This is a genomic window from Psychrobacter glacincola (assembly GCF_904846075.1).
GTDB lineage: Bacteria > Pseudomonadota > Gammaproteobacteria > Pseudomonadales > Moraxellaceae > Psychrobacter > Psychrobacter glacincola_C.
Map to the genome: position 1 here is coordinate 594,428 of NZ_CAJGZH010000003.1, position 20,935 is coordinate 615,362.

At 44.1% G+C, this 20,935-nt stretch carries 16 protein-coding genes, 2 tRNA genes and 1 rRNA gene; 6 read left to right on the forward strand and 13 right to left on the reverse strand.

Features of this window, described 5'->3' with window-relative positions:
* Positions 1 to 132: 132 nt before the first annotated feature.
* The 4 genes from JMW85_RS13685 to JMW85_RS13700 all read right to left on the reverse strand — a co-directional run bounded on the left by JMW85_RS13685 (position 133) and on the right by JMW85_RS13700 (position 3,108).
* A tRNA-Ala gene (locus JMW85_RS13685) sits at positions 133 to 208 on the reverse strand.
* A 9-nt stretch (positions 209 to 217) separates the two neighbouring features.
* A tRNA-Ile gene (locus tag JMW85_RS13690) sits at positions 218 to 294 on the reverse strand.
* Between the two features lie 75 nt (positions 295 to 369).
* Positions 370 to 1,907 (reverse strand): 16S ribosomal RNA (locus JMW85_RS13695).
* A 634-nt stretch (positions 1,908 to 2,541) separates the two neighbouring features.
* Positions 2,542 to 3,108 (reverse strand): DNA glycosylase, encoded by a 567-nt coding sequence (locus tag JMW85_RS13700; protein WP_374220469.1) that lies wholly within the window; start codon positions 3,106 to 3,108, stop codon positions 2,542 to 2,544.
* Between the two features lie 404 nt (positions 3,109 to 3,512).
* Between JMW85_RS13700 and upp the strand changes: the two genes are divergently transcribed.
* Positions 3,513 to 4,160, forward strand: coding sequence for a uracil phosphoribosyltransferase (gene upp / locus JMW85_RS13705; protein ID WP_045445969.1), 648 nt, complete (start codon positions 3,513 to 3,515; stop codon positions 4,158 to 4,160).
* 80 nt (positions 4,161 to 4,240) lie between these two features.
* A complete protein-coding gene (locus JMW85_RS13710) occupies positions 4,241 to 4,993 on the forward strand; it encodes an SDR family NAD(P)-dependent oxidoreductase (protein ID WP_201582124.1) in 753 nt (250 codons plus the stop codon).
* A gap of 24 nt (positions 4,994 to 5,017) precedes the next feature.
* Here JMW85_RS13710 and JMW85_RS13715 read toward each other — a convergent pair whose 3' ends face one another.
* Complete coding sequence (locus JMW85_RS13715; RefSeq protein WP_201582125.1) at positions 5,018 to 5,674, reverse strand: hypothetical protein; 657 nt, start codon at positions 5,672 to 5,674, stop codon at positions 5,018 to 5,020.
* Positions 5,675 to 5,909: 235 nt separating this feature from the next.
* Between JMW85_RS13715 and JMW85_RS13720 the strand changes: the two genes are divergently transcribed.
* Positions 5,910 to 6,839: an alpha/beta fold hydrolase gene (locus JMW85_RS13720; RefSeq protein WP_227681893.1), complete on the forward strand. Its 930-nt coding sequence runs from the start codon at positions 5,910 to 5,912 to the stop codon at positions 6,837 to 6,839.
* A 103-nt stretch (positions 6,840 to 6,942) separates the two neighbouring features.
* Here the strand turns inward: JMW85_RS13720 and JMW85_RS13725 are convergent, their stop codons facing one another.
* From JMW85_RS13725 to tyrS, 3 genes are read right to left on the reverse strand one after another with little or no spacing between them, the layout of a single operon-like run.
* The gene (locus JMW85_RS13725) at positions 6,943 to 7,170 is read right to left on the reverse strand and encodes a DUF1653 domain-containing protein (protein WP_201582126.1); all 228 of its coding nucleotides are present in this window, start codon (positions 7,168 to 7,170) and stop codon (positions 6,943 to 6,945) included.
* A 21-nt stretch (positions 7,171 to 7,191) separates the two neighbouring features.
* The gene (locus tag JMW85_RS13730; RefSeq protein WP_201582127.1) at positions 7,192 to 7,956 is read right to left on the reverse strand and encodes a TIR domain-containing protein; all 765 of its coding nucleotides are present in this window, start codon (positions 7,954 to 7,956) and stop codon (positions 7,192 to 7,194) included.
* Positions 7,957 to 9,171, reverse strand: a complete 1,215-nt coding sequence (gene tyrS / locus JMW85_RS13735) for a tyrosine--tRNA ligase (RefSeq protein ID WP_201582128.1) — start codon at positions 9,169 to 9,171, stop codon at positions 7,957 to 7,959.
* A 119-nt stretch (positions 9,172 to 9,290) separates the two neighbouring features.
* Between tyrS and JMW85_RS13740 the strand changes: the two genes are divergently transcribed.
* The 3 genes from JMW85_RS13740 (at position 9,291) to JMW85_RS13750 (ending at position 13,071) form a co-directional block, all read left to right on the forward strand.
* Positions 9,291 to 10,631, forward strand: a complete 1,341-nt coding sequence (locus JMW85_RS13740) for an anhydro-N-acetylmuramic acid kinase (RefSeq protein WP_201582129.1) — start codon at positions 9,291 to 9,293, stop codon at positions 10,629 to 10,631.
* Positions 10,632 to 10,727: 96 nt separating this feature from the next.
* Positions 10,728 to 12,107, forward strand: a complete 1,380-nt coding sequence (gene fabF, locus JMW85_RS13745; RefSeq protein WP_201582130.1) for a beta-ketoacyl-ACP synthase II — start codon at positions 10,728 to 10,730, stop codon at positions 12,105 to 12,107.
* A 115-nt stretch (positions 12,108 to 12,222) separates the two neighbouring features.
* Positions 12,223 to 13,071 carry a hypothetical protein gene (locus tag JMW85_RS13750; RefSeq protein WP_201582131.1) on the forward strand — a complete coding sequence of 283 codons (849 nt, stop codon included), beginning with the start codon at positions 12,223 to 12,225 and terminating at the stop codon, positions 13,069 to 13,071.
* A 124-nt stretch (positions 13,072 to 13,195) separates the two neighbouring features.
* Here JMW85_RS13750 and JMW85_RS13755 read toward each other — a convergent pair whose 3' ends face one another.
* The 5 genes from JMW85_RS13755 to JMW85_RS13775 form a co-directional block, all read right to left on the reverse strand.
* A complete protein-coding gene (locus JMW85_RS13755) occupies positions 13,196 to 15,013 on the reverse strand; it encodes an aminopeptidase P family protein (RefSeq protein WP_201582132.1) in 1,818 nt (605 codons plus the stop codon).
* 407 nt (positions 15,014 to 15,420) lie between these two features.
* On the reverse strand, positions 15,421 to 16,983 hold the full coding sequence (locus JMW85_RS13760) for a peptide MFS transporter (protein ID WP_201582133.1): 1,563 nt from the start codon (positions 16,981 to 16,983) through the stop codon (positions 15,421 to 15,423).
* A 354-nt stretch (positions 16,984 to 17,337) separates the two neighbouring features.
* Positions 17,338 to 17,793 (reverse strand): hypothetical protein, encoded by a 456-nt coding sequence (locus JMW85_RS13765; RefSeq protein WP_201582134.1) that lies wholly within the window; start codon positions 17,791 to 17,793, stop codon positions 17,338 to 17,340.
* Between the two features lie 180 nt (positions 17,794 to 17,973).
* Positions 17,974 to 19,557 (reverse strand): apolipoprotein N-acyltransferase, encoded by a 1,584-nt coding sequence (gene lnt / locus JMW85_RS13770; RefSeq protein ID WP_201582135.1) that lies wholly within the window; start codon positions 19,555 to 19,557, stop codon positions 17,974 to 17,976.
* 243 nt (positions 19,558 to 19,800) lie between these two features.
* Entirely contained in the window at positions 19,801 to 20,700 is a 900-nt protein-coding gene (locus JMW85_RS13775; RefSeq protein ID WP_045445952.1) for a CBS domain-containing protein, read from the reverse strand.
* Between the last annotated feature and the right edge of the window lie 235 nt (positions 20,701 to 20,935).

Here is a 20,935-nt window from a genome sequence, read left to right on the forward strand (position 1 = left end):
TTAAATAGTCTCTATGCTCTCGTCGAGTCACAGATTCTGTATAAAACAGAAAGAAGTAATCGTGTCTTTATTCAAAGATAAATCACTTGTTTCTATTTATACTATTAGCACTTAAAGCTTATTCGTCTATAGTGGTGGAGCCAAACGGAGTCGAACCGTTGACCTCCTGCGTGCAAGGCAGGCGCTCTACCAACTGAGCTATGGCCCCATTATAAAATGGTGGGTCTAAGTGGACTTGAACCACTGACCCCCGCGTTATCAACACGGTGCTCTAACCAGCTGAGCTACAGACCCAATTACGCTTGTTAAAACGTAAGCTTAAACTAAAGAACAACTTGTTGTGAATTCTTGCTGACCGAATGCCATCTATAAGGAGGTGATCCAGCCGCAGGTTCCCCTACGGCTACCTTGTTACGACTTCACCCCAGTCATCAACCACACCGTGGTGAACGCTCCCCGAAGGTTAAGCTATCCACTTCTGGTGCAATCAACTCCCATGGTGTGACGGGCGGTGTGTACAAGGCCCGGGAACGTATTCACCGCGGCATTCTGATCCGCGATTACTAGCGATTCCTACTTCATGGAGTCGAGTTGCAGACTCCAATCTGGACTACGATAGGCTTTTTGAGATTCGCATCACATCGCTGTGTAGCTGCCCTCTGTACCTACCATTGTAGCACGTGTGTAGCCCTGGTCGTAAGGGCCATGATGACTTGACGTCGTCCCCGCCTTCCTCCAGTTTGTCACTGGCAGTATCCTTAGAGTTCCCGGCTTAACCCGCTGGTAACTAAGGACAAGGGTTGCGCTCGTTGCGGGACTTAACCCAACATCTCACGACACGAGCTGACGACAGCCATGCAGCACCTGTATTCTAATTCCCGAAGGCACTCCCGCATCTCTGCAGGATTCTAGATATGTCAAGACCAGGTAAGGTTCTTCGCGTTGCATCGAATTAAACCACATGCTCCACCGCTTGTGCGGGCCCCCGTCAATTCATTTGAGTTTTAACCTTGCGGCCGTACTCCCCAGGCGGTCTACTTATTGCGTTAGCTGCGTCACTAAGTCCTCAAGGGACCCAACGACTAGTAGACATCGTTTACGGCGTGGACTACCAGGGTATCTAATCCTGTTTGCTACCCACGCTTTCGAGCCTCAGTGTCAGTATTATGCCAGAAGGCTGCCTTCGCCATCGGTATTCCTCCAGATCTCTACGCATTTCACCGCTACACCTGGAATTCTACCTTCCTCTCACATACTCTAGCTCTACAGTTTCAGATGCAGTTCCCAGGTTAAGCCCGGGGATTTCACATCTGACTTATAGAGCCACCTACGCTCCCTTTACGCCCAGTAATTCCGATTAACGCTTGCACCCTCTGTATTACCGCGGCTGCTGGCACAGAGTTAGCCGGTGCTTATTCTGCAGCTAATGTCATCGTCCATGGGTATTAACCATGGAGTCTTCTTCACTGCTTAAAGTGCTTTACAACCAAAAGGCCTTCTTCACACACGCGGCATGGCTGGATCAGGGTTTCCCCCATTGTCCAATATTCCCCACTGCTGCCTCCCGTAGGAGTCCGGGCCGTGTCTCAGTCCCGGTGTGGCTGATCATCCTCTCAGACCAGCTACAGATCGTCGCCATGGTAGGCCTTTACCCCACCATCTAGCTAATCCGACTTAGGCTCATCTAATAGCGAGAGCAGTAAACTGCCCCCTTTCTCCCGTAGGTCGTATGCGGTATTAATACGAGTTTCCCCGTGCTATCCCCCACTACTAGGTAGATTCCTAAGTATTACTCACCCGTCCGCCGCTCGTCATCTTCTAGCAAGCTAGAAATGTTACCGCTCGACTTGCATGTGTTAAGCCTGCCGCCAGCGTTCAATCTGAGCCATGATCAAACTCTTCAGTTTAATCTTGCTATGAAGCTCTTTAAAGAAGCTTCTAAACTTGGCTCATCTAATCTGGCAAAATCGCTAAAAATTATGTTCGTAATGAATTAACTTTGAGTTTTTCTGCTGTCTTAAATGATAATTTTTATAGTTAGAATGAACTCCGAAAAGGAGTTAAAACCAACTTTATTTTTTAGCATTCTGAATCAGCAAAAATCCACACAAGTTGTTCTTTAGTTATGCTTTTAAATAGTGCTCAATCACTGTCGTCCAGTAACTGATATATAGGGTATTTCTCTTGCTGTTTAGCCTTAATCCCTTTCAGGTCAAGCTATCTAGCGAGCCGACTATCTTATCATAATGATTTGAATTGTCAAGCTTTTTTATGTTTTGTTTCTTCAAGTTAATTGGGTTATTTATATGTATCTTACATATAAGCTTCCAGCTCGTCTTGATGAGGGCGTATTATAGAGGGTTTGAATCTTTAGTCAAGGGCTATTTTAGCTTAATATTGAATAATCTTGGATATTAGACTAAATTGGCAGAATGGCGACGCTACTTTTGCTTTAACTGGATGGCAGTGTATGGGGTTTTGAGCAAGGATAGCTTTTTCCCTTAAAATTGCTTACCTCTTTCTATAAATGGCAACTTTACATTACAGCTTGCCTATCTTTTTGAAGAAGTCTTTGTAAGCAGCGACTTTTTTATCTAAGGCCAAAGGATAGGCACGTGAGGTAGAAGGCAACCTATATAAGGTAAGATTGTTCACATCGGCTTTTTGATTACTTTCACTCTGCCATTGGTAAGGATAGTCCATACTTTGATTGGTTTTAGGATACTTAGACTTGGCAGGCGGCTCGGCTAATAAACCAAGCAGCACTTCTGTTGCCTTACCGCCCGTGGTAAACAAGGTTTCAACCTTTGGCACTTTTGGCAATATACTATCTAGGTCAACGGGTGTGACAACCGTTAAGTTTTTATCTGAAGCATTACCAGTCTCGCGAATCGCTTGCTTGACGGTCGGACAGGAGGCGATACCGCGCTCAAACATAAAGGCGCGAATACGCTCAGGATCGAAGCGTTTTTCTTTACCTACCCGAAAGTAATCCACATCGTCGAAAAATACACTGCCATAAATACGCCACATGTCATTGTAAAAGTTTGGATAGTGAAATGGCATTGCCCATTTATCAGCGGTCGGTGGAAAAGTGCCCATCATCATTACCGTAGCATTAGGTGGTAAAACGGGAGCAAACGGATGCGTTTCTACCTCTGCTGCTTGGGCTTCAGATAATATCAAGCTATTATCGGTTTGATGCGTATTATTATGGGTGTGATATGGTTGTGTAGTCATAAGATTCTTCATCAGAAAAGCGGTTTTTTTGCTATCATAGCAAGCCTAAACACTGCTTCATTTATTAGGGCGCTATTATAGTCAAACATAGTCGGCTTAAATAAAACCAACCCTGCCATAAATATATTTGGCTTACTTTATTATCAAAGCAGTAAGCTTACTATTGATGGGCTAAATATAGGGTTGAAGTGCAGTAAGTGTTTGTATCTTTTATACTAATGGCAACCGCAGTAACTGCGCAAGCATCGGACCAAAAAACCAAGAGAAACCTTATGAGCGACTTAAAAATCACCGTCATTGATCACCCGTTAGTCCGTCATAAACTCAGCCTTATGCGCGAAAAAGACTGTAGTACTTATAAGTTTCGCACGTTGACCAAAGAGCTTGCACGCTTGATGGCGTATGAAGCAAGCCGTGATTTTGAAATCGAAACCTTCCCAATGCAAGGCTGGTGTGGTGAAATCACAGGTGAACAAATCATCGGTAAGACTGCAACGATTGTACCGATTTTGCGTGCTGGCATTGGTATGCTTGACGGCGTGCTCGATTTGATTCCTACCGCAAAAATTTCTGTCGTCGGTTTACAGCGTGATGAAGAAACCTTACAACCGGTGCCGTTCTTTGAAAAGTTTGTCAGCCATATGGACAAACGTCCAGCCCTTATCATTGACCCAATGTTAGCCACTGGCGGCTCAATGGTCGCGACCATCGAAATGTTAAAGAAAAATGGCTGTACCAACATTAAAGCCTTGGTATTGGTTGCGGCCCCTGAAGGCGTACGTGTGGTCAATGAAGCGCATCCTGATGTGACCATTTATACCGCCGCATTAGATAGCCATTTAGATGAACATGGCTATATCATCCCAGGTTTAGGCGATGCGGGCGATAAAATCTTTGGTAAGCAATTATTCAACAAGTAAGAAAAAGCAAGTAAATCAAGACTAGCCGTCATCGTAACACCCATGACACAGGTACAAAACATCAATGATAAGGATATAAGATGAACGTATTGATTACAGGAGCAAGCGCAGGTTTTGGTAAAGCGCTGGCCGAGCGTTTGGTTGCCAATGGTCATCGCGTGATTGGTTGTGCCAGACGCCTCGATAAGCTGAATGTTTTAGCAGACACTTTAGGCGAAGCATTTTTACCTGTGGTCATGGATGTGAGTAACACGGCTACTATTCCGCAAATTATCGCTGATTTGCCTGACGGTTTTAACCAAATCGATGTCTTGGTCAATAATGCCGGGCTGGCACTCGGTACAGAACCTGCGCAAAATGCCAGTCTTGATGACTGGATGCGTATGACTGATACCAATGTGAAAGGGTTGATGGCGCTAACCCATGCAGTCTTGCCAGCAATGGTAGCGCGCGATAGCGGTTATATTATCAACGTTGGTTCAATTGCGGGCAGTTGGCCTTACTTCGGCGGTAACGTCTATGGTGCGACCAAAGCCTTTGTCAAACAGTTTAGCCTAAATCTGCGCGCGGATCTCATCGGTACGCAAGTGCGCGTGACCAACCTTGAACCGGGTAATGTCGCGGGTACTGAGTTTTCAAACGTGCGTTATCATGGCGATGACGATAAAGCCGCTCAAGTTTACGACGGCTTTAAAACCATGACCGGCGATGATATTGGTGATATTTTATTATGGCTGATTGAATCGCCTGCTCATATTAACGTCAATCGTTTAGAAGTGATGCCAGTTGCGCAAACTTATAACGGGCTGACGATTGCTAAGCAAGATTCTTAAAGGTTTAGCCGAACGTTTGGCTCACTAACGTAATTCATAAGAGCGAAGCAATATAGATTCCTTTATATTGCTTCTTTTTTTGCTACTAACATTCTCTTCATTGACCAAGCGCAACTCCTGAAAGTCTAAAATCAATACCTCATTGCGCAAGCGCTCGCTAGTACGTTTATGATGGCGTATCGGAAATCCCAATACGTGTTTACCTTTCACCACTATCTGATTGATAATGGTAATTGGATTATTCATCCTAACTTTCCTACTCAGCTTTTGCGCATTAATCACGGCAGTGGCGGGATTAACAGTTGTGGTTAAAGTCTTTATCTGGCGCACGCTTTTTGGCAAATCTCCTGCAAAAAATAAGATTTGCTCTAGTGGTAAATACTGCGCGTGACGCATCAATTCCTGACGAAACAGCGAAGGCATATCAATATTGAAACTGTCTTCTGTTTGCTGAGAGAACGCCGTAAAATTACGCTGCAAGTAACGCCCAAATACACTGCTATTAATCCAGTCTTGATAAGTATCATTTTTTAACAGCTGCTTTGTGAAAGCATCAGCATCTGGCACCTCCTCTGCCATAAGAATCGCTAGTAATAGCGCCTGCGGATTGGTAAATGTTTGCTGCTGCCAAAATTGTGGATATAGGCTGTTATCAAGCAATGGTAACGTCAGCTTGCCCATAGACTGATATCCTTATATTTTACTTGCTGACGTTTGATTCGATTGGTCAAAGTCTATGACAAGTCACTACTTTTACCGCTTAACTGCTTTTAACCCTAAACAGCTTCTATGCTATGGCTAATTACCTACTTTAATATAGCAGTCTTTTAGGAATGAGATAAAGACTTTTGCTACGATACATTTTGGCTAAATCGACTTGGTACAATCGCTTAATGAAAACAAGGTACATTGCCTTATGAAGAAAAAATTGATTAACTTGCCTACTAACTACCAGTTGAAAACGATTGATATCATTTTAACTGACGGTACGCTGCTACCAGTGTCAGTCATAGGCAGCGGCAAACCTGTAATATTACTGCATGCTTATGGCATGGATGCACGTGAGTTTTTACCATTTATTTTACCTTTGCTTGGCAAGTATGCTTTTTATCTGCCGCATTTGAGAGGATTTGGCGCCGCAAAAAATATCGATCTCACCCAGTTTGATTTTGTGCGTCAGTATGCCGATGATATCAGTATTGTGATTGAGCAAGTTTGCTTGGCACGCAATATAGAATCGTTGCCAGTTGCCGCTATTTCGATGGGCGCACAAGTGATGTGGGCGTATTTTGAACGTTATGGCGCCGCGAAAGTCAGCCGTTATTTGAATATTGACCAAAGTCCTGCTATCCACAATCAGCCTGATTGGCAAAGTGGCTTGTTTGGCACGCGCCAGCAAGAAGTATTCGATATCTTTCATGAGATAATTGAGAAAACTTTACCTTATGCTGAAATAAAAAGCTTTACCCACCTACCGTTTGCTCTAAAACGCCGTGCAACGGATGTCGAACGACTGTTCTCTCTATTATCTGTTAATCGAACGCGCTCGAAAGCGTTTATACAAGTGATGACTTATAAAAACGACCCCAAACTTGCGCTTTATGACCACAGTATTTGGCATCATAAAATGCGCTGCTTGCAAGCCTATTTGACACTACCCTATGACTTTCGTGGTGCGATAGAGCGGGTCACTATTCCAGTGGTCAACCTCATCGGTGGTCGCTCCAAACTTTACGATGCTAAGTGGCAGCAACAAGTTACCCAAATGCTACCCAATGCTCGCGAAGTTGTTTTGCCGCGCTCAGGTCATGCGATACCAATGGATGAGCCAATTGGGTTTCTATAAAGTATTAAAAGGATTTTTACAAGGTTAGTTTTTGACACAAATAAAAAACGACCTTAATGGGTCGCTTTTTATTTGGGAAAAGAGATTTAAAGTTTTTGAAACATTAATCAGCTAACGCTTTGATCAGCTCAAATCTAGTTACTTGCTTACCGTCAACTTCAACAGTTTCAGTAAACATGGTTAACGGTCGTACCCATACGCCATACTCACCATATAGGCAACGATAAACGACTAAGGCTTCCTCAGTTTCTGAATGCTGCGCGGTATGCAAAACTTGGTAAAGGCTGCCTTTATAGTGGCGGTAAATACCTTGGGGGATGGTTTGGCTCATATTGTCTTCAACTTATTCAACTTATTCAACTTTATTCATATCAACATCATAGCCAGAGCTTTTCATTTCTCTAGCAATGCTATATTTCCAAGCCCCACTTATATCCATAGACTTATAGACTACACCAGATATATCATTTGGAATCTCTAAATCACCTTTTACAAGTGCAACAACGTTTGCTCGACCAATCTTGCCAATTAAGAGTCCGTGCTCAAAAACGACGTTTTGTCTTGCCCGTGGTTTCAAATCTTCTGGTTTAGATCTAACGCCACCAACATCACAAGCCGTATAAAGCACAATAGCAAACCCTACATCCGTGTGTTTTTCTAACTTCTCTATGATAGTAGCACCTGAATCAATTTGTTCATGAAGAATCTTAGCTTCAAAACCGAGCTTTTCAATGAATCTTGCTACTTCATTTTTAGCACCGTCATCATGTCCATGGACTATGAAGACTTTTGAACAATCTAAACTTTTACTTCCTTGTAAATGAGAACTTCCACTATTAGAAAATAATGAGAGCTCTTCGATTATGGTATCTATTAAGTTAATAGCACTCCTTCTCCCTGATTTCCAACAAGCGATATCTTCATCTCTGTTGGCATAAAGCGAAATTGAAAAATAATTGATACGCATCAACTCTTCTAAATAGTTAGAATTACTGCCATGAATATTTTTGATAAGCATATTTAATTGTCGAGTTAACCTATCTAGTTTATCCTCATCATCATATGTTAACTCTTCAAAACCAATTTTTACTTTCTTGAATAATTCAATACTATCCATCTACTCACTCACCGTCACTTTCGCATACGCCTTTTTGCCTGCTTGGATAACGACTGTCTGACCAGCAGTTAGGCTAAAGCCCGCATCGACGACTTCGCCATCTACTTTCACTGCGCCACGCTTGATCATGTCTTTCGCCGATGAGCTATTTTTAGCCAATCCAGCTTGGTTGAGTACTTGAGTAATAAATAGCGCCTCAGCACCTTCCAAATCTAGCGTTACTTCTGGTAAATCAACAGGCAGTTCACCATCAGCTAATACGTTACCTGCTGACTTGTGCGCAATGGCAGCAGCATCGGCATCGTGGAAACGCTCGATTAGTTCTTCAGCAAGAATACGTTTGATTTCTTGTGGATTGCGACCATTTTCCATCTCAGCCATCAACGCTTCGACTTCTTCCATCGGCTTAAAGCTTAAAAACTCAAAGTAGCGACGGATTAAGGTATCTGGCATCGACAGTAGTTTTTGGTACATGGTTCCCGGTGCATCATAAATGCCGACATAGTTATTCAGGGATTTAGACATTTTATTGACGCCGTCTAGCCCTTCTAAGATTGGCACGGTGATACACACTTGTGGCTCTTGACCATAACGACCTTGCAGGGTACGTCCCATTAGGATGTTGAAGGTTTGGTCAGTACCGCCAAGCTCGACATCCGCTTTTAATGCGATAGAATCATAGCCTTGCACCAATGGATATAAAAACTCATGGATGGCAATCGGTGTTTGCGCAGCATAGCGTTTAGAGAAATCATCGCGCTCAAGCATACGCGAGACAGTCAGCTGGCTAGAAAGCTGAATCATATCGCCCGCTGACATATCCTTGAACCATTCAGAGTTGAAGACAATCTTGGTTTTTTCTTTATCCAAAATCTTAAAGACTTGCTCCGCATACGTTTGCGCATTAATTTTGATTTGCTCATCGGTCAATGGCGGGCGTGTGCTGTTTTTGCCAGAAGGGTCACCAATCTTGGCAGTATAATCACCAATTAGAAAATAAATTTCATGACCCAAATCTTGAAAATGTTTCAGCTTATTAATCAGCACGGTATGACCCAAATGCAGGTCAGGTGCGGTAGGATCAAAGCCTGCTTTGATACGTAGTGGACGATTCAGTTTTAACTTCTTAACCAAATCTTCTTCAGATAGGATTTCTTGCGTACCGCGTTGGATCAGGGCAAGCTGTTCTTCTAGGGTGTAAGTTTGCGTGGTCATGATGCTCTCTTTATTGTCTTTATTAAAAGGGTAACGCGTTTGGGCTATTTAGAATCTCGTAGCCAGTAAAAGATGTTAGAATTTGAGAGATATACTAGCGTTTTTTAAGGTAAATTGCCATGACCAAGCCCGTATCGATTGACGATATTCAGAATACTCCTGACACAGATTTAAGTTTAGAGATGAGCTTACATAGTCGTCTAGATAATATTGATGATTTAAATTATGCCACTTTGACCGACGCACTCGAGCAAACGGTGTTTGAAAACTTCGATGATGGCTTATATATCGGCATGATGTCTGGCACCAGTCTAGACGGAATGGATGCGGTTCTTTGTCAGTTTAGTAGTGATAGTAGTGCTGAAACAGATACCCAGCAACCGATGCGACTGTTAGCAACTCATAGCCAAGAGTTTCCGCCGCGTTTGCGTGAAGTGTTATTGGCTTTATGCCAGCCTAATGGTGTTCAAGAATTAGTACCTGCAGAGGGTGAGCCAAACAGCGAATTAGACTGGTTCGGTTGGGCCAGTAAAGAATATGCTGAATTTGCCAGCGAGGCGGTCAATAATTTATTGCAGCAATCGAATACTGATGTAGAGTCGGTGTTGGCGATTGGCTGTCACGGTCAAACGGTACGCCATCGTCCGCAATTGGGCTTTAGCTTGCAATTGCTCGATGCCAATATCATCGCTGAGCGTACTGGCATTAGCGTCGTCAGCGATTTCCGCCGCCGTGATATGGCAGTCGGTGGTCAAGGCGCGCCTTTGGTTCCAGCTTTTCATCAAGCGTTATTTGCCACGCCTGATAGCACGCGCGTGTTATTAAATTTAGGCGGTATTGCCAATATCACAGTCTTGCCAGCAAACGATAGTCCTGTGATTGGTTATGACACGGGTCCTGCCAATTTATTGTTGGATGCGTGGACGGCATTACATACTGATAAAGATTATGATGCTGGCGGCACTTGGGCTCAGTCTGGACAAGTGGTTGAGCCGCTACTTAATCAGCTGATAGAACATCCGTTCTTTGCGCGAACGTATCCAAAAAGTACAGGGCGTGAAGATTTTAATTTAATATGGCTACAGGATGAACTGCAAAAATTTGATCAGGCATCTGCCCATATTCGCTATTCATCAGCGGATGTACAGGCAACGCTCACTGAACTGACAGCGATGAGTGCCAGCATGCAAATTAATATGTTTATTAATGCTCATGAAGATAGCTCGGTTTACGTCTGCGGTGGCGGTGCATTAAACGATTATTTGATGACTCGCTTGCAAGCGCATCTGCCCCATTGCACGGTAGAGACCACCGCAAGCTTAGGACTGAATCCAGCGTGGGTCGAAGCCGTCGCCTTTGCATGGCTCGCACGGCAAACCCTGATGGGTGAAACGGGTAATTTGCCTGCGGTCACTGGCGCCAGTAAAGGCGTGGTTTTGGGTCAGGTTTGTTTCGCCTGACTGGTCAAATTTTAGTTTACACACGTGCACTTATGTGTTTTATAATGAATTCTGAAATACCCTCCTCTTAGGACTTGTAAGTATAGGATATATCGCATGAGCCAACACAGCAGTTCACTTACTGATCAAGCTACCAATGATGCTAGCGCAACAGCAGAGTATCAACCGCGTCAGAAACCACCGCACTATGAGCGTAGCGATGACTTGCGCGTCGTAATTACGGGTATGGGTGCGTTGACACCTTTGGGACTCGACGTCGATAGCTCATGGACTAAGCTGCTCAATGGTGATAGCGGCATCGCGCCAATTACACATTTTGATGCTACTGGCTATCGTGCTCAAATTGCTGGCGTGGTCAAAGATTTCGATGCCAAACAATATATGAATGCCAAAGATGCGCGACGCTATGATGAATTTATTCATTATGGTATTGCCGCCTCTAGTATGGCATTACAGAATGCTGGTTTTATCGATGAAGTAAGTGCTGCTGATGCACCTGTGCAAAATGTCGATCAAGAGCGATTCGGCATTATTTTAGGCTCAGGTATTGGTGGTATCCAAACCATTGAAAACAGTCGCGATACGCTACGAGAAAAAGGCGCTATGAAAGTTTCACCCTTTATCATTCCTGGCTCTATTGTGAATATGGCAGCAGGCTTAGTGGCGATTAAACATACCTTAAAAGGTCCCAACCTTGCGACATCGACGGCTTGTACCACCGCTACCCATGCGATGGGTCTCGCTGCACGTTTGATTGCTTATGGTGACGCCGATGTCATGCTAGCAGGTGGTAGTGAAAAAGGCTCAAGCCCACTTGGCATATCAGGCTTTGGTGCCATGCATGCCCTCTCAACTCGTAATGAAGAGCCAACCAAAGCCTCGCGTCCCTTTGACAAAGACCGTGATGGCTTTGTGCTCGGTGATGGTGCGGGTATGGTGGTACTAGAAAGCCTTGCTCATGCCAAAGCACGCGGTGCAACCATACTCGCTGAACTGGTCGGCTTTGGCATGAGTGATGATGCCAGCCACATCACAGCACCGCCTGAAGATGGCAGCGGTGCGGCGCGAGCGATGCGTAATGCCCTAAATGATGCAGGTATTGAGCCATCGAGTGTTGGTTATGTCAACGCTCATGGCACCAGCACCCCTGCAGGTGATGTCGCTGAATCGATTGCTATTGAAACCGTTTTTGCCCCAGTTAAAGACCGCATTTTGGTCAGCTCAACCAAATCTATGACAGGTCATTTGCTTGGTGCCGCGGGTGCTGTTGAAGCCATATTCACCGTCCTTACCCTACAGCATCAGCATGTGCCACCCACCATTAATTTGGACAATGTGGAAGACAACTGTAACCTCGACTATGTCGCCAACCAATCGCGCAAAGTTGAAAACCTACAGTATGCCGTATCCAATAGCTTTGGCTTTGGTGGTACCAATGGCTCGTTAGTATTTGCGCGCTGGCCCGTGAATCATTAAGGTATAAAACTCTCCATATCGGTCGTTGTAACCTTGGTGTCAGATTTGCTACGTTTGTCCACTTGCAGCCCCTTATCGTATTTGCGTATGATAAGGGGTAATTTTTGGAACATTTATGGACGATACCATGTCAAGCTACTCATTTTCCCATCAGTTTTACCAGCGCTGGACGTGTGCGCCTGAGCCTATTCGCGCAGCTATTACCCAAGAGCTAAAAGACATCACCACCTTATTGCAAAACGATACCCCATTTGAAAGCTTTGTCTTTAATACTCATGATTTGGATACCCACATCGATGAGCTCTACGAAAACCATGAAGCGGAGCAGGCCATCGCTAAAGCCATTACTGACAAAAAGGCCGAAGAGCAAGCGACCGCAGAAAAACAGCAGCGAGAAGAACAACAAAAAGTAAAAGCGGCAGAGGATGCCAGATTAAAAGAAAGTGCTAGATTAAAAGAAGCAGCCAAACTTCGTGAAGTAGCAGATACCGCGCAAAAAGAACAACAGAAAACTGAGCAAATAGCCGCTGAGAAGAAGAATATTGCTGATAAAACGACCGCTATGAATGCCAATGATGCGAGTGATTCAGAATCGCTTAGTATTGATAACACGGTTGAAAAAAACCAAAATGTTGAAAAATCGGCTGCGACGCAATCTAGCTCTGAGAACAAAACCACCAGTGAACATGCTAATGTCGCTAATGACAAGCATATCAATGACGACCACAGTATAAAAGCGGTCAATGACAAAGCCAGCGCCGCCATCAAACTGGCACTGAAAGATGCAAAACTGAGTACTACACATCAAGAGATGATCCGTGAGTTGGAAATGCAAATTGATGATTATCTCAGTGAGCAAATGATGCTGATGTCTGAGAATTTAAAATCTTGGTTACGTGCTGAAGTGACTCAAAATCTAAGCGAAGATGAAGCAGTAACTGATAAAGAGTTTAAAAAAAGCTAAACGCTGCGTCCTACGCATTACCCTTTAGCAATAAATCCTCAGTAATAAATTCCTCGTACTAAAAAACCCCCGTAAACTTTACGGGGGTTTTTTCATTTTAGATTCGTCGATATGAGCGTTTACTTTAGATAGCCTTAGTCCGCTCAGTCAACCAGTCAAGTGCCGCACCTTCAACGCGGTCTTTTAGCTCTGCATAGACTTGGCTATGATAATTATTCAACCAATCAATTTCGATTTGAGTCAATAATGACGACTCAATTAAACGAGTATCAATTGGGCAATAAGTGACGGTCTCAAAATTAAGAAAGTCACCAAATTCCGTCTCTACTGGTTGGGCAACACGTTTATTAACCATCAGGTTCTCAATACGAATACCGTATTTGCCTTCACGATATAGACCTGGCTCATTACTTGAGATCATGCCCTCTTTCATCGCACGCTCTTTCGGCATGCTGGCACTATAAGCAATCACTTGTGGGCCTTCATGAACGTTCAAGAAATAACCAACGCCATGACCTGTACCGTGACCATAATCCATCTGTGCCTGCCATAATGGTGCACGGCATATCGCATCGATGAGTGGTGAAGCGATACCATTGGGGAAATGTGCTTTGGCCAAGGCAATATGGGCTTTAAGTACGGTGGTAAAGTCACGTTTGTGTTCGCTGCTTACCTGTCCAATACCGACCACACGGGTGATGTCTGTGGTGCCGTTTTGATACTGAGCGCCTGAATCAATGAGCAATAAACCACCCTCGCCTTCATTGACATCTAGGTAGCTAAATTTCTCAGGCGTTGCACGATAATGTGGCAGCGCACCATTTTCATTAAAGCCTGCGATAGTCGGGAAACTTGGCGATACATAGTGTGGCTGCTGACTGCGCACTTCGATGAGCATACTATCAACATCTAGCTCGCTTAAACGCTCACCGTCTGCTAAACGCTGCTCAAATGCGGCAAAAAACTCACTTAATGCCGCGCCATCTTGACGCATGGCTTCACGCACATGGTCGATATCAGCGTCAGATTTCACTGATTTTAGCAACGTACTTGGCGCCATTTGCTCAATAAAACCTATGCCATCGCCCATTTTAGATAACGTACCCACTGCCACTTTACTTGGGTCTAATAGCAATAAGTCATCGGCGGTCAATGTGCCCAACGCATCTTGCACAGCGTCATAATCAGCAAGGGTGATACAGCTGTCTTTTAAGATTTGTGCTATCTCGCTACTGACTTTATTATTATCGATAAACAATGTCGCGTCATTTTCGCTAATGAGCATATGTGCCAAAAACACAGGGTTATAGTCAACATCAGCGCCGCGTAAATTGGTCAACCAAGCAATATCGTCTAGGCTTGAAAGCAAGTGATGGGTTGCACCTGCCTCAGCCATACCTGCGCGTACAGCGGCAAGTTTTGAGGTAGCAGACTGCGCGACAAACTGCGCATCGTGTTGATATAGACTGGCAGTAGGTAGCGCTGGACGATCGCTCCATATTTCTGTCAATACGTCACGCTCAGTGATTAAGGTAATGTCATTGGCATCAAAGGCATTTAACAATCTATCTTGCTCAGAGATAGACAATACATTGCCGTCGACTGCCACGCTATCACCTTCTGCTAAGTGCTCAGCTAACCAGTCAATATGATTTGGCTGACCCGGTGCAAGCTTCTCTAAGCTAATACCGGTACCTTCTAATTGGTCAGCGGCATGTACCCAATAGCGGCTGTCCGTCCATAACCCAGCAAAATCAGCGGTAACAACGAGCGTCCCGACTGAGCCTGTGAATCCTGATAACCATAAGCGCGCTTGCCAATATTCTGGCAGATACTCAGATAAATGCGGATCAGCAGACGGTACGATAATCGCGGTCAGATCTTGTGCTACCAACGCCTGACGTAGGCTGTCGATACGATCGTGGATGCTTTGTTTATTCATAAAAGGTGTCCTTATTGATTTTAAAAAATAAGATTTGGAAAAATCATATTGTGAGGCGACTATGGATAGTCGTCTTATTTGAGCGAGTAAACTGTTTTAGGCGTTTGCTATTTATCATTCACTGAATGCTTAGCATCTAAACAACCTGCGTAAGACGCTCAATGTCTTAAAAATTAAAATGTTGTCAATGACCAGATAGATAAGGCTAACTACTGTTAAGAGCCTAATAGCATTACAGCAGAGCATCATTAGATGTTTGGGCGGAAAGCGAACTTTCAATAGCGTGGGGGCAATAACTTACTAAGTGTCACCATAAAACGTGCTACCAATCATGGTAACACGTCTCGCCATCTAACATTTTTGCTGGTATTGATATTGACCCTAAATCCGTTAACCGTGTGTCTGAATTAGCGCAGCGTATCTGCACGCTCGCTTTTTTGCAGCATATTATTGATCGGTTTGGCTAATGCCAATAAGACAACGGCTGTGACCACCAAAAAGATTGTCATCATCGTAAATAAGCCCGGCAACCCTTCGATCTTATCCGCTGATACTTGACCACCAAAGAACGCAGCAACCAAATTACCTAAAGCAAGAGAAGCAAAGAAAAGCCCCATCATCTGACCTTGCATGCCTTTTGGCGCAAGCTTAGTCATTGCAGACAGACCAACAGGACTGAGCGCCAACTCACCAAGGGTCAGCAATAATAAACTACCCACTAACCATAAAGGTGAAGCCAATCCACCATCGCTAGTCAAAATGCTTTTTGAGGCAAATATCATCAAAGCAAAGCCTGCAGCGGCAAACAACATACCAAGCGCAAACTTTACCATACTATTTGGCTCAAGACCTCGATTGGCAAGCTTGACCCAGACAATGCTGATGATCGGTGCTAATATTAAAATAAATAAGGGATTAAGCGACTGGAACCAAATACTAGGCACTTCAAAGCCTAAAACATTCAGGTCTGTATAGCGATCAGCGAACAGGTTAAAAGACGTTGGCTGCTGCTCAAAGCTTGACCAAAATAGCGTCGAGCCGATGATTAAGATAAAACAAATTAACAAACGCAGCTTGTCAGTTTTATCCAATCGCGGTGAAATAAACATGACAGCAAAGTATAATATGACGACTGCTGCAATGAGGTAAGTCATATACTGAGCAACCATTTCAGGGTTAAATGGCATAATACCAGTCGACACTAAGACAGTAATGGCAGCAAGTAGCGCGAGAAACCCGCCAACCCAGCGACCTACATTTTTGAAACGTCCAGTCGTTTGTTCCCATTCAGGCGTAATGTTTTTGGCACGAGCATAACGATTTAAGGTTTTTTTAGCTGAAAAACGATAAATCAATAGTGAAGCTAACATGCCAAGACCACCGACACCAAAGCCTACATGCCACATACCTTTTTCTTTAAATACGCCAACGATAAGGGCAGCCAGTAGCGCACCAATATTGATACCCATATAGAATAGAGTAAAGCCGCTATCACGGCGTGCATCGCCTTTGGGATACAACGTTCCGACCATCACGGAGATACAGGTTTTAAATAAGCCTGAACCGAGAACGATACACATCAAACCCACAAAAAACAGCGTCATCCCAAACATAGCGGATAGTGCGATACACAAATGACCAAGGGCGATAATAATACTACCCCACCACAGTGCACGCTCTTGACCGAGCCAATTATCAGCCAACCAGCCACCCGGTACTGCCGCTAAATATAACGAACCAGCAAAAATACCATAGATAGCAGAAGCTGTAACTTCATCGAAACCAAAACCGCCACTACCGACGGTCGCTACCATAAATAATACTAATAGTGGACGGATACTATAATAAGAGAATCGCTCCCACATTTCTGTGAAAAACAATGGACGTAACGGCTTAGGGTGCCCCATAAATCCATTATCTAGTGCTGCCAATTCAGCAGCACTAGCCTCTGACTTTGATTCTGTACTCATAACTTTATTCCTTTAAAGACCACTGTATTAACGACTAAACATATAATTATCCCGACAAGCGGTCATATAGGCGCATCATTGTTTCACTTGGATATAATCAAGTAAAGAAATAATTGGTCAATAATTACACAAATACTCACAAAAAAACCCGCTATCATTGGCTGAAAGCGGGCTTTTATTTTTAGCATCAATGGCAGTGATGACGACGCTGTTGTGCTTATGGTATTACAATAATATTGCCATAATACTTAGGTTTTAAGCAAAAACACTTAGGCTTTAAGCGAAAATCCTTGGACTTTAAGCGAAGCGGTTTGTCGAGCCATACTTTAAAAATGTAGCATCGACTTACGTATGTTACTGTGCGGCTACCGCTTCATCAGTGGTATCACCCGCTTCCAAATCACCGTCTGCTTGCTCAGCCGTTAGATCAGCATCTGCAACCGCAGTTTGACTAACTGTACCAGAAGCAGTGGCAGTACCAGCTTCTGCGGTAACCACAGCGCTATCAGTATCGGTCGCTGGAGTGACGCCTGCATCTGCAGCAGTATCAGTATCAGTATCAGTATCAGTCGCTGTAGCATCCGCGGCTACAGGTGCTGTTTCAGCTGGCGCAGTGTCTTCAGCATCAATCGCTTCTGCTTCAGCAGCAGCCGCTGACGTTTCGGTTGTCTCAGCAGTAATGTGCTCGCCTGCTGGACGCAAAAATCCAGAAATACCAATAAGTAAGACGATACCTAAAAATAAGGCAACACCGCCTAAAGCAAATAAGAACTCTTTCTTAGGGTTGTTTTCGACAATATGTTCTGACATACCTTATCCACCTTGCACAAAATATTTAAAATATTGGTCTATTATATCGCAATTCGTACCGATTTGTTAAAACCCTTAAGTATTTAAAGGATTTATTATCAACAAACTTTGCCACTCGCTTTTGTGGTTAATTATCATAACCCATTCGAGCGATTCATTATCACTGGTAATAATAGCCAATTATTTTAGCGACTTACCCAAATGCGGTTGCGGCATCCCACGCTTACCAAAGTAGCTCAAGACAAGTAACAGCGTAATGATAAAAAGAATCGGATAATTACCGAAGCTCATAAAAGGTGTATTACCAACCCGCGCCTGAACATCACCGCGCAATACCGTGCGCTCAAACTGCGGTGCACGCTCGACGATACGACCTTTATGATCAATGATAGCGGTCACGCCCGTATTGGTCGCACGCATAAACCAACGCCCATTCTCTAGCGCGCGCATCTGCACCATTTGCAGATGTTGCAATGGACCTGCCGACGTACCAAACCAAGCATCGTTTGAGATGGTCAATAAGAAGTCCGTGCCAATCGCGTTTTTACGAGTGGTATCAGGGTAAGCCACTTCATAACAGACTGCTGAGCCCAAATTATGACCACGTACACGCAGCGGTGATTGGTTGTCACTACCACGACTATAGCTCATGATTTCTTGGCTACCAGCAAGGTTTGGCAAGATATCTAACATACCTTCGAAGGGAATATATTCACCAAATGGTACCAGACGCTGCTTTTTATACATCCCCTCAGCATCACTACCTAGCGCAACCACACTATTATAAAATGGCGGATATTTATCTGTTTTTGGGTCAAAGTTTTCTAAATCTCGATAAGGAATACCTGTTACCCATGTGGTATCTGTTTCTTTGGCCATTTTAACCATTTCACTGATAAAGCCAATCGCTTCATCTTGAAACATAGGAATAGAGGATTCTGGCCATAAGACGATATCGCGATCCCACTCAGTACTTGTCAGAGTTGCATAAATTTTCAGGGTTTCTATTTGATATTCGGTGAGCCATTTTAAATCTTGTGGAATATTACCTTGGATTAAGGACACGGACAAATCAGGCGTGCCTTTTGGTTTCGTCCATTGCGGATTAATCAACCATAACGCGCTGCTAATGACCAACAATGCTATTGATGGAATCATATAGCCACCACGACGACGCAATAGCTCAACCAAACTGGCTGCCAATAATACCGCCACAAAAGACACTGCAAAGACGCCAGCAACTGGTGCTAATGACGATAACCAATACTGCTCCGTAAAGGCATAACCGACAAACAACCACGGAAATCCAGTGAACAGCCACGTTTTCAGCCACTCTTGTAATATCCATAGCGCCGCAAACGACAACGGCTGACGACCGACCATACGGTTGAAAACCAACGCCAAAAAGCCATGGAATAACCCCATGCCTAACCCCATCAGCGCAATCATAATCAGCGCAAGCCATGCTGGCGTATCGCCATAAACATGAATAGAGGTGTATAACCAAAATGCGCCAACGCACCAAAGTCCCGTACCGTAAGCCTGACCGATAAGAAAAGCACGCTTGCCACTCATATCAGGCATCAATAAGGCATATAAAATAGCAGGCGACACTAGCGCCAGTGGCCAAATACCATAAGGCGCCAGTGCAAATATAAACACCGCACCTGCCAGCCACGCAATCAATACCGTCAGCGCTATAGGCAAACCCTTGGGCTTATCAGGGTTCAGGCGTTTTTGTAAATCAACAGTAGACAGGCGCATAGCAGTTATCCAAAACCATATTTTTCAAAATTTTAAGCGTCAACATTCAGATGAAAACCAAGCTGAAGCAGACCGTATTGTGTTTTGTACAGTATCTAAAAGTTAAACCCGCCCATGATACCAGTCTCAACCCATTATAGGTAACATTGCGTAGCAAATACCCAATAGCAAACACAAAAAAAACACGACCGCAATCGTGTTTTTTTGAGTATATCAAATAATGTTTAGGTCGCTATCGACACATCAATGACTACCTATCAATATTTGCTGATCAGGATTGATTTTGGTGAGCTCAAGATTTTGGATAAAACGCCCTTCAACATCAGTAATAGTGATTTTCCAATCATCTATCACCACGCTTTCACCTTCCAAATCACCCACATAACCAAGCGCCTGCATGACTAGACCACCCATGGTGTCGACATCCGTATCATCAAAATGACTGCCAAGCTCATCATTACAGTCTTCAATCACGGTAGACGCTTGCACACGCCACGTATTTGGTTTTTCAGGATCAGCGACGATGTTATTGATATCACTGTCTTCATCGAAGTCATCATGCTCATCGACGATGTCACCGACGATCTCTTCAAGCAAGTCTTCCATGGTAACGACACCGCCAAAGTTGCCGAATTCATCGACGACAATAGCCATATGTACTTGGGTACGCTGCAATGAGCGTAACAAGGTATCAGAACGTGCCGTCTCACTAATATATAGCGGCTGACGTACCAGATCTCTCAAACGTTTGCTATCGATTTTGTCTTCTTGATCGCGCACCATATGCACAAGAATAGGAATCAAATCTTTGGCCAATAAAATGCCAATGACCGCATCATCATCTTGACTGTCAAAGACAGGATAGCGCGAATGGGTGGTCTCAAGGATGATATCCATCACCTCAGCGAGACTGGTGCTTTCGTGCAGCCCAACCACTTGCGGACGCGGAGTCATGATTTCTCGCACTTGTGTCGCAGGCAGATCCAGCACGCCTTCCAACATATCGACGGTATCGGGCTCTAAGAACTGGCGCGAGTCTTGTACCAGACGAATCAATTCGTCACGGGTTTCGGGGGCGGTCGATAGCCAGCGTTTTAAGCCGCGCATCGACCAACTACTCGGGCTGGGAGTGTCGTCAGACATGGTGATGTGATTTAACCTCTTTAGTTAATAACAATTAAAATAATACGTAAAAACAATAATACGTAATAACAGACGTAGATGGGGATGAATACAGCAAATAAAACAGATCTCTGATTATTAAATCATAAATAGAGCAGATCAAAGTAGCTTCACTTTAGCGCAAGGCTCACCGACATTCAACGATAAATTCACTCAAATTGTATTGTCAGTATGTTATAAACTTTGCTATGGTCAA